Origin of the sequence: Phocaeicola massiliensis B84634 = Timone 84634 = DSM 17679 = JCM 13223 (assembly GCF_000382445.1) — a bacterium.
GTDB classification, from domain to species: Bacteria; Bacteroidota; Bacteroidia; order Bacteroidales; family Bacteroidaceae; genus Phocaeicola; species Phocaeicola massiliensis.
The window spans coordinates 13920-26804 of sequence record NZ_KB905474.1; the positions used below are offsets into that span (position 1 = coordinate 13920).

Here is a 12885-nt window from a genome sequence, read left to right on the forward strand (position 1 = left end):
GGAATCAGTTCTCTCTTCATCTATCTTTGCAAATTCAATCTTATATTTAAGTTCATTACATCCCTGAGTGGAAAAACTAAAACGACAAGCAACCTAATAATAAAACAAAAACGATTTTATCCATTTTCATTTGCAATACAATTAAGATTAGCCCACCAATAATAAAAGGTACGCTGAAACAACAACGTACCTTCCATCTATTCAACTGCTAATAATTCAATACCTGTTCTATTACTGGTTTGCTTTTGTTGATTCAACATCACACTTGGCTACAGCTTTCAAAGTACCCCAATAGTAAGTAATTTCCATCGGAATCCATAATGTGAATTTCTGAACATTACCTTCATTATTCTTATAAACAATCTTAGTAGTATTCACATACGGTGACATAAACCTACACATAATTATATGTCATTTGTGTCAGGTACCGTAATGACCAAATGGACAACTATAAGATGATTATTGAGAAAAAATTAAACAAGCTTTTCATAAGTCTTTTCAGCAAAGAGACCCTAAAAAATTTACCCTCACCACAATTACTTGCGATGAGGGTAAGCTTTATTAGGAATAGTTTTTAAAACCTGTTCTAAAAACTATTATTTTGCAACGTTAGGAACAACTGTCATGTTCATTTCAATTACGCGTTCATTGCCGAAGCAATCCAGAACTGTAATCTTCAATATAGAAGGAACATTGTCGGTAATATTAGAATCCTTCTTAAGAGCTTTCAAAGATTCAGGTTTACCATTATTCCAATTAATCTCGAAGTATTCAGATTCTTCTCCTGTTGAAACTGTTACGAAAGAGCATTTCTCTTTTACAATCTTCAAGCCGTCAGCATCAGCCAACAATCCATCGTAGATTGCGTAATAAGAGCTCTTGCCTTTGATTACTTTATCCAAAGGTACAGTAGTCGTACCAGACGTATATTTGAAGTCTACACCATATTTAATGGATTGTGCTGCTTTTTTATAAGCTTCACTTGCCCAATCGAATGTATAAGACTTGCCATAAATATTGCTATAAACAGCCTTCCAGCCATCTGCTGCATTATCTATTACAATATCCTGATCAGGAGTCTTAGATGAAACCTTACCATAGTTGTACTTAACAACTACATCATAAGGAGTTACATCATCAATCATTGCAAATTCATCCTTAGATTTTTCAAGACTCAAAACAGTATTACCGAAACCGTCGACCTTTCTATTTACAATCGGATCGTTGGTAGTGAAGAAGAATGTGTACTTATTAACATCACTGATAGTGGCATCAACATTGAACATTTCATTAGTCTTCATTGTAGCAACAGTAGCAGTTACAGGAGTAAATGCATTAGGAAGAACATAGCAGAAGTATGTCTTCTTATCAGCTTGCAATTGATTTTCCTTCCATGCAGTACCTGCAGGCAATGTAGTCGGAACAACCTTAGTCATAGATACATTCAGAGTGGCAATAGCTACATCTTTATCATTCTTGAAGCTGATAGTACCGTTATAAACTTGGTCGTCAACATATTCTGTAACATTTATTCCATTTGCACGAGTAGTATAAATACTCTTAACCTTGGCAAGTTCTTTCAACTCCTTACCCTTAAAGTCAGCAATGCTCTTAACAGTACCATCCTGCATTTCAAATTTAACTTCAAATGCCGGTGATTTAGAATTTGGATAAGAAGCGATATAAACTTTATCAGTTACAAAGTCAACACCGGCAACTATACCTTTTGCCTCAGCATACTTATCCTTCATTTCAGCTGCAACGTCAGCCTTATCAGATAAGTTCTTATCGTAAGTGACATTAGCATCTGCAATGATAGTGGTCTTAGCAGAGATTACATCTGCAACAGCACCTACGCGTACATAGAATGCACGACCATCCGGGTCAACCAAAGTACCGTTAGAGTTTACAGCGTAAACACGGAAACCAATAACGTCATTGATATCATTGATAGTGAAACCGATTGTTGCCTCACCACCTGTAGTCTTCACATCATATACAGTATTGATACCGGTAATGTTCGGTTCATAAAGTTTTGTCCAAGTCTTGATTTCAGAATCGTCTGAAGACAAAGCACGTTCTTTATCCAATACCACATAGAAGTGAGTAGCTGATGCCAACATGTCATCTGCCAATTTCACTTTGAATGAATTTGCAGTAGAAGATACAACAGGTTTTGCAACTGCTGTTCCAGCTGTATTCAAGCATTTAGACTGGCGGTTGTCTGAAGCGTCTTTTGCTACATTAGCCAAAGCACCCTCATATATAGGAGTGGCAGCAGGAATGCCTGCCCACTTATATTCTGCAGGAGCAGTAGTAGTAGCATCTTCTTCACTACGTTTATAGCGGTTGTGCAGATTTTCAACTTTCCAACCATCAGTTCCGGCCCATACATTGAAATCAAGTTTTGCCTTCGCTTCAGAATTGTCTTTTGTAAACGCTAAAGCATATTCAGATACTGCAGCTCTGGCAGCATTGTCTGTATCAGCAACCTTCACCGCAAATAAAATAGACTTTTCTTTAGTGTCTAAAGTCATATCGGCTTTTCCACTAAAATCATATCCTTCTTCTGATTTAACAACGGTTGTTGCCTTGTCATAAGCAGTTTCATCATAGTTATCTCCTACTTCCAAGTTTACAGCCCACAATCCTGTTGCTGAAATACCGGCACGTGACAACACTTCACCTTTATAAGGCTCTATACCAGTTACTTTCACCAAACCTTTTTCAACCAAGTCTACCGGAGTAGTACCGTCCAGTTGAGTACTGATAAAGTGAATGTCTCCTGCATTTAAAGTTGCAGTAACGGGAGAAACGCGAACAACCAAGGTAGCTCTCTGTTTGCTTCTTTCACCCTTAGTGAATTTAACAGCACCCGGCATTCCTTCACCGAAAGTCCAGTCAGCGATTGATTTGGCAGAAAGTAATTCAATGTCGGCTACTCCAAGTGTCACGTTTTCACCATTAATGATAGCACCGTTAGCCGAAGCATACAGAGAAACGTGAGTTACACCTTTGGCAATAGCAGCCCAAACCAAATCCAAGTTGGAGTTGATTGCTGAAATCTGATTAGACAAGGTTGTCAGTTCAGTAGCCATAGTTGCCAGTTTAGATTCGATAGTCGCAATAGCATCCTGAGTTTCTTTCACATCGAATGCTTTCAGGCCATCCAAGATTTCCTGTTGTTCGCCCAATGTAACCAAAATACCTTCAATGGCAGTCTTATTGGCAGCTACAGCCTCATCGTTTGACAAGATATAGGCTTCCAAAGCCTTTTTCTGAGCATCAATAGCAGCTTCATTTTTACCGATAGCTACCTTATTGGCTTTCACTTCAGCATCCAATGCAGTCAGTGTGCCTGCCAATTTAGTATCAGCCTCAGCCAAAGCAGCTAAAGTTTCTTCGGTAGTTGTCTGAAATGCCTGCAAAGCATTGATTTTACCGTTTACTTCAGCAATAGAAGCTTCGATTTCAGTAATATCACCTTTTACAGCCTGAATTTCCTCATCGGTTGCAGTCTGCAATTTAGTGATAGCAGCTTCCAACTCTGCCTTTACACCGGCGAGTTCTTCTGCAGCCGCAGCAATAGCAGCCTTCTGAGCTTCCAAAGCGGCCTTTTCAGCGGCATCTTTCACTTCTGCTATTTTGGCTTCCAAGCCGGTCTGAGCCGTTTGCAGGCTGGCGATAGAAGATTCAATGGCAGTGACCTTATCGCTCAAGTCAGTCTTCTGCTTGTCGATTTGCTCCTGCAAGTCCTTGATGTCGTCATCATAGTCTTTACAAGACACGAATGTTCCTGTTGACGAAACCATTAAGGCTCCGAACAGGATTGCACTTAAAAACTTTTTGTTCATAATAGAAAAACTTTAAATTTATAAATTTAAAAAACTAAAATTGGTTATACATAATTTATTGATTCTGAGTGCTGTGCTCTCATTTCATATTTCATATAACGTTTGGGAGAAACACCCGTCACCTTTTTAAAAGCAGCATAAAAAGCACTTCGCGACAAGAACCCGCAGCGTTGAGGCAGCTCCTCCGGCAGACACTTGCCCGAACGGAGCAGTTCCTTGGCATATTCCACCCGATATGTGTTCACCAACTCTTTCAGATGGCAACCGAAGTAGCGGTTCACCACGTTGGACAGATAAGTCTGGTTCGTCTCAATCATATCACTCAGTTTTTTCAAAGAGAGCTTCGGGTCAAGAAACACCTGGCGAACTTCCAAATAGTACAATACATATTTATATAGCTCACAATCAACTTTTCTTTTCGGAACCACTTCGTTGTCCGCATACTTCTGCTCCCAATAAAGCCGGGCAGCCCGGAAGAGCAGATTCTTCTGCCTTTCGGAAGTAAAAGTGCGCTTGTCGCGATGTAGGAACAGGTAGTCCATTGTACTCTCTTTTTATCGTCTCTATTTCAGATAATTACTCACTTTTCAAACCCTTAAAAAAGAGTTGCGTTCGGTGCATCTCTTAGTAAGAGATACACCGAACGCACATAACCGCTTTATTATTAATTATTTAAGTCGATAAAAAAGTGTCCTATAACTTAAGACTAAAGATATTTTTGCACTTGCCTTGTGATTTTTCTTCTCAAAAAGTTTTAATTATCAAAACTTTGTGTAAATTTGCAGCGAAAAGTGTATCTCTTACTAAGAGATACACTTTTTTTCTTCTTTCTCCTAAAATCTTATTCACCACATACCCAACAGATTAAGTTCCGTCAATCATTTGTTTCACACCCAACTTGAAAATCTTAACAGATGTCAATGTATCATAATAAAAAGACCTTGAAGTTTTCAAAAAAGACCAAAGAGTTTCCGAAAAAGAATTAAGTCTTTTTCAAAAAGACCAAGGTCTTTAAGAAGAAGATGGAATTATGCAGATGAGAGAAATTCCGTCAGTCAGGAAAGTTGAAACAATCTGCTTTCACACATAACAGGTACTGAAATCTCCTATTCATGAGGGTTCTGTGTGAAAGCTATTTTTCTTCCAATGGCAAACTTGCGTTTTGTTTTCATGAGAGAATAAGAACTTCAACGAAATTCTCCATTTTTTAAACTGAATCTTGATGCTATGAAACAGATATCGGAAAAAAAAGTGGTGGCAGCACTCTTTCCGAATAGGAAAGAAAGTACTGCCACCACCTTTTTCGTCCTTGTTTATGGTTTTCCGAAGAAAGAATCTGTTACTTATCTGCCGGGACAGACAGAATTTTAGTATATCCTTCTTTATCTTTTAATGTTTCGATAGCCTTAGTCAGATCTGCATCATCTTTCATGCGTTCCAATATCACGCCACGCTGAAAATAATGACGTTTCACTATTTCCTCAGCAATCGCTTTCCTTATCTGTTTGGAGAAACGGTTCAACTCATGGTCAAGATTATGCGTCAGTTTCTTTTCCAGCGCTGCAAACTCTTCGGATGCTCCTTCCATGTATCCCTCAAATTCGGCAATCTCCTTCAAGTTCTTCAGCGACTTCTCACTCTGACGGTCATAGGTGAAATTACGCTTCTTCAACATTTGCTTGAAATCATCGTAGTCGGCATCCGTCACTGAGAAGTCTTTCACTTCACCGATGTTGGGATGCTTGATGCAGTATTGGGTGGCGTAATCAAAAATCATATCATCATTCAGCAGATAGAACATGATATTGGGGAAACGCTCCGCCTTGACTTCCACATCGGGACGGATGCCGCCGCCGTCGCGCACCTCACGTCCCGCTGCCGTGTGAAATACAGTAGTCAGGCTGTCGGGGATGCGTGCCACCGAACCGTCGGCATTGCGTTTGGCATAATCGATGGCCTGAATACAACGTCCGCTGGGAATGTAATATTTGGCAGTTGTTACCTTCATGCTACTATTATAAGGGAGTTCACGCGGCACTTGCACCAAGCCTTTTCCATAGGTGCGGTTACCCACAATCACAGCGCGGTCGAGGTCTTGCAAAGAACCGGAAACGATTTCGGCAGCCGATGCCGTAGCGCCATCCACCAACACGGTCAAAGGAATTTCCATATCTATCGGCTCATTGGATGTCTTATAAGTACTGCCGGCTTGCTTTATTTTACCTTTGGTCACTACTATTTCTTTTCCTTTCGGCACAAAGAAGTTCACCACATTCACAGCTTCGCTCAATAGTCCTCCACCATTTCCGCGCAAATCAAGAACGATAGAAGTGGCTCCCTGCTGCTTCAACTCAATCAATGCTTTCTTTATATCTTTGGAACATCCTTCAATAGCAAAAGTACTGATGGCAATATAGCCGATGTTCTTATCTACCATTCCATAGTAAGGAACAGGATTGGTGCGGATGGTTCCGCGGGTAATCTTCAGCTCCATAGGAATATAAGTACTGTCTGCCGTAGGTCGTTCCAATTTCAATACACAAGTCGTGCCGGGGTCGCCACGCAAATTATCGCTCACATAAGAGGTCAGTTCGTTGGGTGTCCTGTCTCCCTGTGCCATATCCTTACCGTTTATCTCCATAATGATATCGCCCGCCTGCAGACCGGCTTCGGCAGCCGGACTTCCTTCCGACGGCTCTATAATGGCAACACGCTTGCGGGGAGTGTAGTAACGAATGACAGAACCGATACCTCCAAACTTTCCACTGGTCATTTCTTTCAGTGTATTATCCTCTTCGGGATAATACTCCGTATAAGGGTCGGTTTGTGCAAGCATCGCCTCGATACTATAATTAATTACCTTCTCGGGGTCAATCGTATCCACATAAAACATATCCAGCTCCTTGAATACCGCATTGAAGACATCCAGGTTTTTAGCTATCCGAAAATTACGGTCATCACCTTTGCTAAAGCCGAAAAGAGCACTTCCCGCCAAGCCGACGCACGCTATAAATAATAAACTCTTAGTATTCCACTTCATTCTTTTATATATTTGTTAACCGCAAATTAATACATTATTCTAATCAGGATTGCAGAAGCGCCTCTATATTTAACTTTATTTCGTCCCATTTTTTCTTTGATAAGGTTGTACCCACCACTTGTATCACATTGGATGCCAAAATGGAGCCGATAATGGAACATTTCTCCAAAGAATAACCGCACGTGAGTCCATAAAGAAATCCGGCAGCATAGTAATCGCCTGCTCCGGTGGTGTCTACCACTTTCTTCACCGGCGGAATCTCCAGTTTGATACATTCCGTCCCTTTCTTGATACAGGAACCTTGCGCACCGAGTTTCACAACCACCACACTGCACATGGCAGAAATTTCATTGATGGCTTCCCATGCATCTTTTCCTGTGTAAGCACGCGCTTCTTCTTCATTGGCAAAAACAATGTCGACATACTTATTTATCAAAGTGGTAAAGAAGTCCAGTTCCTCCGCCACAATATTATAGCTGGCCATATCCAGACATATCTGTGCACCGGCTTCTTTGGCCAACTGCATGGCACGGAGAATCAAATCATGGTCTTGCACCAAATAACCTTCTATATATAGATAGGCATATCCTTTAAACATATCCAATGTAAGATTTTCGGCTTTCATAGTTGCCGCAGCTCCCAGATAAGTACCAAAAGTGCGCTCCCCATCAGGAGATATAAAGGTAGAAGCAACTCCTGTAGGCAAATCACCGACCAACAAATTCATGTCTATCCCACGCTTCAAACCATTCTTTTTAAAATATTGCCCAAAATCATCTTTTCCTATCTTTCCGATGAAGCCGGGCTGCGCTCCGAGGTTGGCCAACGCCAAGACCGTATTTCCGGCAGAGCCTCCCGTTGCCTTATGAGTCTTCACATCAGCAAATTTATTTCTGATTTTCAAAAACTTAGCCTCATCTATAAGTTGCATACTTCCTTTGGGCAAATTCATTTCATCCAACAGTGCATCACCTTGCAAAGTAACAAGAACGTCAACCAATGCATTGCCCATTCCAATTATTTTATCCATTTACCTAAAATTTTTCTGCAAAGATATTGCATATTTCGAAAAAACCTATTATCTTTGCACCGCAATTAAGAAAAAAACATTCTTCCTTAGCTCAGTCGGTTAGAGCATCTGACTGTTAATCAGAGGGTCCTTGGTTCAAGTCCAAGAGGAAGAGCGAAAGAATTAATTGCAAATTCTTCCTTAGCTCAGTCGGTTAGAGCATCTGACTGTTAATCAGAGGGTCCTTGGTTCAAGTCCAAGAGGAAGAGCAAAAAGGTTCGCATCTGCGAACCTTTTTTTATTTCTTATAAATTGTGTACCAAAGCGGCAACAAGCCATATCTCATCCGACTTCACCACGCATACGATCTTCGAAAGCGGCAAGTGCGGTCTTTGCCCCTTCACCCATCGCAATGATAACCTGTTTATAGGATATATCCGTTACATCTCCTGCTGCATAAATACCCTTCACGGAAGTGCGGCCATTTTTGTCGGTCAGGATTTCGCCCATACGGTTCGTTTCTACCAAATCCTTGAATAAAGCACTATTGGCAGTCAAACCAATCTGAACGAAAATGCCGTCCAAAGCAAAGATTTCTTCTTTATCCGAAGAACGGTCTTTCTTAATCATACCGACCACCTTATCCCCATCGCCCAATACTTCAACCGTCTGGGTGTGAGTAAAGATATCTACATTAGGCAGACTCCTGACTTTCTCCTGCAAAACGGTATCTGCTTTCAGAGTCTCCATAAACTCGAAGACCGTCACCTTAGAGCAAATACCTGCCAAATCAATGGCCGCCTCCACTCCGGAGTTACCACCACCGATAACAGCTACCTCCTTGCCTTTATAAAACGGTCCGTCGCAATGCGGACAGAATGCCACTCCATGACCAATATATTTCTCTTCGCCCGGAACATTCAACTTCCGCCAGTTGGCACCTGTAGCAATAATCAGCACAGGAGCCTTGTAACTTTCACCACCCTTAACCGACAGCACTTTCATTTCCCCGACTACCTCGGCTTTTTCTATCCTGCGATTCTCAAGTATATCAATATGGTAAGCAGCCAAATGGCTTTTCAAGTCCTGTGCCAGTTCTTTACCGGTAGTCCGAGGCACGGATATCAGATTCTCAATACCCATGGTCTCATTCACCTGACCACCTATACGTTCAGCCACTACAGCCACCCGCAGCCCTTTTCGAGCAGAATATATGGCAGCCGCAGCACCGGCTGGACCGCCTCCCGCTACCAACACATCATACTCTTTCGTTTCAAAAGATTCCGAAACCGATGCACCATAACGCACTTCAAGTTTTTCGAGCAAATCACCGATATTACCGCGTCCCACATGAATCTGTTCGCCATCGGCAAACACTGTAGGAACAGCCTGCACTTTCATGCGGTTCACCTCCTCTTCATTCACAGCACCGTCTACAGCTTCATGGCGTATCTGAGGATTAAGCACCACCATCAAATTCAATGCCTGAACTACATCAGGACAGTTGGTGCAGCCCAACGATAAATATGTAGTCAGATTTATCGGTCCGCGCAATGCACGGATACGCCGGGTGATAAACTCATCGGGAAAATTCTTACCTTTGCCATCAGCATTAAGTATCGCCATCAGCAAAGAAGTAAATTCATGCCCGCCGGGTACGGCTCGGAAAGTAATACCCGTATCTTCCCCTTCCTTTAAAAGACCTTAATTCCGCAACATAATTGATAATTATTTTTATAAGTTCCTGAGCAACATTTTGTTGCCCAGGTTTTTGCCATGTCAGCGTTTTCACTTACCTTAGTGTTGCGAATCCAAAGACAAAGAAAACCGTAACAAGCATGGCAAATGTAGCAATAAAATCCGAAAGACTCACTCCTTTTGGAGGCATATTTCCAATCATGGAGCAATTTACCTCCCTTCTCTCCTCTACAATTGACTCAACACTTGGGTTGAGATGCAAACTCTATGGTTATCAATACAGCGAAATCATCCGCTCCCTCCTATGCGTTTACTTCTGCGGCGGTTCTTGCGTTGAGGATGTCACCGCCCACTTAATGAGTCATCTTTCCCTTCACCCCACACTCCGCACCTGTAGCGCCGACACCATCCTCAGGGCAATAAACGAACTGGCCCGGGAAAACATCTCATACACATCTGATGCCGGAAAGTCCTATGACTTCAATACGGCAGACACACTCAACACATTGCTCCTGAATTGCCTGTTGGCCACAGGGCAGTTGAAAGAGGGCGGGGAGTATGACGTTGACTTTGACCACCAGTTCATTGAGACGGAGAAGTACGATGCAAAGCCCACGTACAAGAAATTTCTTGGTTACCTTAATTCCGCAACATAATTGATAATTATTTTTATAAGTTCCTGAGCAACATTTTGTTGCCCAGGTTTTTGCCATGTCAGCGTTTTCACTTACCTTAGTGTTGCGAATCCAAAGACAAAGAAAACCGTAACAAGCATGGCAAATGTAGCAATAAAATCCGAAAGACTCACTCCTTTTGGAGGCATATTTCCAATCATGGAGCAATTTACCTCCCTTCTCTCCTCTACAATTGACTCAACACTTGGGTTGAGATGCAAACTCTATGGTTATCAATACAGCGAAATCATCCGCTCCCTCCTATGCGTTTACTTCTGCGGCGGTTCTTGCGTTGAGGATGTCACCGCCCACTTAATGAGTCATCTTTCCCTTCACCCCACACTCCGCACCTGTAGCGCCGACACCATCCTCAGGGCAATAAACGAACTGGCCCGGGAAAACATCTCATACACATCTGATGCCGGAAAGTCCTATGACTTCAATACGGCAGACACACTCAACACATTGCTCCTGAATTGCCTGTTGGCCACAGGGCAGTTGAAAGAGGGCGGGGAGTATGACGTTGACTTTGACCACCAGTTCATTGAGACGGAGAAGTACGATGCAAAGCCCACGTACAAGAAATTTCTTGGTTACAGGCCCGGTGTGGCCGTTATCGGCGACATGATTGTCGGCATAGAGAACAGCGACGGCAACACCAATGTACGCTTTCACCAGGGTGACACGCTAAAGAGGATTTTGGGGAGACTTGAAGAAAAGAAAATGGCAGTCAACCGCTTCAGGGCCGACTGCGGCTCATGCTCTGAAGACATTGTGGATGAGGTCAGGAAGCATTGCAGGACATTCTACATACGTGCCAACCGCTGCTGCTCGCTCTATGATGACATCTTCGCGCTCAGGGGGTGGAAGAGGGAAGAAATAAACGGCATTGTGTTTGAGTTGAACTCCATTCTCGTTGAGAAGTGGAAAGGCAAACCGTATCGCCTGATAATCCAGAGACAGAGACGCATGGGCAGTGGACTTGACCTGTGGGAGGGGGAATATACATACCGCTGCATCCTGACCAACGATTACGAATCATCCATGAGCGACATCGTGGAGTTCTATAACATGCGTGGAGGCAAGGAACGCATCTTTGATGACATGAACAATGGGTTTGGATGGGGCAGACTGCCTAAATCCTTCATGGCGGAAAATACCGTGTTCCTGCTCCTGACGGCACTGATACGCAATTTTTACAAGGCCATCATGCAAAGGATTGAAGTGAAGAAGTTCGGGCTCAAGGAAACCAGCCGTATCAAGACGTTTGTCTTCAAATTCATTTCAGTACCTGCCAAGTGGATTAAGACCGCAAGGCAATGTGTGCTGAACATCTACACCGACAACCATGCATATGCAGAAGCCTTCAAAACTTCTTCCGGATGATTTACGTCACTTGATGGCCACTGATTGCGTATTGCCTCAAGTCGCTTTATGGGGTAAGGGGATAGTATGCGCATTGAAACGGACGCGAGGACTTAATGGCTGTCTTACGAATCAAAAGTCCATTTCTCTTGTAGGTAGCACTTCGGGAATGGAGTTGCGGATTTAAGGAAAGAATAAATTTCAAACCTTCGCTCTCTTGCAAACGACAGGAGAGTTTTTCAGAACAAGAAGCCACTTCTTCCAACAAATCCACCAACTCGGCACGGCTTTCATGCCGAGGGTGGACAAAGATGTCGAAAGTATAGTGCGCATCCAGTTGGGCAAATAGCCCCTTTAACTGTTCTTTTATTGCGCTATCCAACATATTTTTCCCAATTGCTTTAAATTTTACCTACGAGGTCAATGCTCGGTTTCAGTGTCTCGGCACCTTTTTTCCACTTTGCGGGACAAACTTCCCCATCATGACCGGCAACAAACTGAGCCGCCTCCACTTTACGAAGTAACTCATCGGCATTACGTCCGATGCTGTTGTCCTGAATTTCAGCCAATTTAATCCTACCTTCAGGATTAACCACAAAGGTACCACGATAAGCCATGCCATCTTCCTCAATCATCACACCGAATGCGCGAGAAAGAGCCCCGGTAGGATCTGCCAACATTGGATAAGTGATTTTGCGAATGCTTTCGGAAGCATCATGCCATGCTTTATGAACAAAATGTGAATCTGTGCTGACAGAATATACCTCTACACCCATTTCCTTGAATCGGTCATACTTCTCTGCCATGTCTACCAACTCAGTAGGGCAAACGAAAGTAAAGTCGGCAGGATAGAAAAAGAAAATAGCCCATTTCCCTTCGATATCCTTGTTAGTCACTGTTTTAAACTCTCCATTGTGAAATGCCTGAACTTTAAATTCAGGTATTTGTGAATTAATAATAGGTTCCATACACTTTCTATTTTAAAAATGAAATTAATTTTTAAATTGTAATTATTACATTTACAAAGGTAGTGCACTGCGTTTCCCTCTGCAATACCTAGTTATTAGGATAATATAGAACAACAATCACCATAAATAGGTACAGAAGATTAGGTGTATTTAAAGTTTTTACGTACTTTTGCCTCGGAATTTATAAAAAACAACAAGAAATGGACGATTCAAACCCACGAACGTACAGTATAGTATTAACTTATCCGGCAGGGCTCTAAACAGCACGCCTGCAATG

The 12885-nt window shown here is 42.4% G+C and carries 7 protein-coding genes, 2 tRNA genes and 3 pseudogenes; 4 read left to right on the forward strand and 8 right to left on the reverse strand.

Annotation, left to right across the window (positions count from 1 at the left end; all coding sequences use genetic code 11):
* Positions 1-231 precede the first annotated feature (231 nt).
* The 5 genes from HMPREF1534_RS20480 to HMPREF1534_RS03485 form a co-directional block, all read right to left on the reverse strand.
* Positions 232-402, reverse strand: coding sequence for a hypothetical protein (locus tag HMPREF1534_RS20480; RefSeq protein ID WP_154653395.1), 171 nt, complete (start codon positions 400-402; stop codon positions 232-234).
* A 194-nt stretch (positions 403-596) separates the two neighbouring features.
* A complete protein-coding gene (locus HMPREF1534_RS03500) occupies positions 597-3854 on the reverse strand; it encodes a coiled-coil domain-containing protein (protein ID WP_005943687.1) in 3258 nt (1085 codons plus the stop codon).
* Positions 3855-3898: 44 nt separating this feature from the next.
* Positions 3899-4396, reverse strand: coding sequence for a helix-turn-helix domain-containing protein (locus HMPREF1534_RS03495; protein ID WP_005943692.1), 498 nt, complete (start codon positions 4394-4396; stop codon positions 3899-3901).
* Positions 4397-5193: 797 nt separating this feature from the next.
* Complete coding sequence (locus tag HMPREF1534_RS03490) at positions 5194-6894, reverse strand: S41 family peptidase (RefSeq protein ID WP_005943697.1); 1701 nt, start codon at positions 6892-6894, stop codon at positions 5194-5196.
* Between the two features lie 43 nt (positions 6895-6937).
* Positions 6938-7924 carry an adenosine kinase gene (locus HMPREF1534_RS03485; RefSeq protein ID WP_005943701.1) on the reverse strand — a complete coding sequence of 329 codons (987 nt, stop codon included), beginning with the start codon at positions 7922-7924 and terminating at the stop codon, positions 6938-6940.
* A gap of 80 nt (positions 7925-8004) precedes the next feature.
* Here HMPREF1534_RS03485 and HMPREF1534_RS03480 point away from each other — a divergent pair.
* A tRNA-Asn gene (locus HMPREF1534_RS03480) sits at positions 8005-8078 on the forward strand.
* A 20-nt stretch (positions 8079-8098) separates the two neighbouring features.
* Positions 8099-8172: transfer RNA gene (locus HMPREF1534_RS03475), tRNA-Asn, on the forward strand.
* 73 nt (positions 8173-8245) lie between these two features.
* Here the strand turns inward: HMPREF1534_RS03475 and ahpF are convergent.
* Positions 8246-9604: pseudogene (ahpF, locus tag HMPREF1534_RS03470) on the reverse strand (alkyl hydroperoxide reductase subunit F); the annotation flags it as partial.
* Positions 9605-9741: 137 nt separating this feature from the next.
* On the opposite strand from ahpF, the pseudogene HMPREF1534_RS20485 reads away from it, so the two are divergent.
* Together HMPREF1534_RS20485 and HMPREF1534_RS03460 are read left to right on the forward strand one after the other, a co-directional pair.
* A pseudogene (locus tag HMPREF1534_RS20485) lies at positions 9742-10239 on the forward strand (transposase family protein); the annotation flags it as partial.
* 135 nt (positions 10240-10374) lie between these two features.
* Positions 10375-11661 (forward strand): IS1380 family transposase, encoded by a 1287-nt coding sequence (locus HMPREF1534_RS03460; RefSeq protein WP_005936349.1) that lies wholly within the window; start codon positions 10375-10377, stop codon positions 11659-11661.
* Between the two features lie 169 nt (positions 11662-11830).
* Here the strand turns inward: HMPREF1534_RS03460 and HMPREF1534_RS21055 are convergent.
* Together HMPREF1534_RS21055 and ahpC are read right to left on the reverse strand one after the other, a co-directional pair.
* Positions 11831-12025: pseudogene (locus HMPREF1534_RS21055) on the reverse strand (hypothetical protein); the annotation flags it as partial.
* A 16-nt stretch (positions 12026-12041) separates the two neighbouring features.
* Positions 12042-12608: an alkyl hydroperoxide reductase subunit C gene (ahpC, locus tag HMPREF1534_RS03450; RefSeq protein ID WP_005943710.1), complete on the reverse strand. Its 567-nt coding sequence runs from the start codon at positions 12606-12608 to the stop codon at positions 12042-12044.
* Positions 12609-12885 lie beyond the last annotated feature (277 nt).

What these genes read in the sequence shown, in the direction of transcription:
- HMPREF1534_RS03500 (WP_005943687.1), bottom strand. Translation starts at nt 3,854, where the DNA reads ATGAACAAAAAGTTTTTAAGTGCAATCCTGTTCGGAGCCTTAATGGTT.
- HMPREF1534_RS20480 (WP_154653395.1), bottom strand. Translation starts at nt 402, where the DNA reads ATGTGTAGGTTTATGTCACCGTATGTGAATACTACTAAGATTGTTTAT.
- HMPREF1534_RS03490 (WP_005943697.1), bottom strand. Translation starts at nt 6,894, where the DNA reads ATGAAGTGGAATACTAAGAGTTTATTATTTATAGCGTGCGTCGGCTTG.
- HMPREF1534_RS03460 (WP_005936349.1), top strand. Translation starts at nt 10,375, where the DNA reads ATGGCAAATGTAGCAATAAAATCCGAAAGACTCACTCCTTTTGGAGGC.
- HMPREF1534_RS03485 (WP_005943701.1), bottom strand. Translation starts at nt 7,924, where the DNA reads ATGGATAAAATAATTGGAATGGGCAATGCATTGGTTGACGTTCTTGTT.
- HMPREF1534_RS03495 (WP_005943692.1), bottom strand. Translation starts at nt 4,396, where the DNA reads ATGGACTACCTGTTCCTACATCGCGACAAGCGCACTTTTACTTCCGAA.
- ahpC (WP_005943710.1), bottom strand. Translation starts at nt 12,608, where the DNA reads ATGGAACCTATTATTAATTCACAAATACCTGAATTTAAAGTTCAGGCA.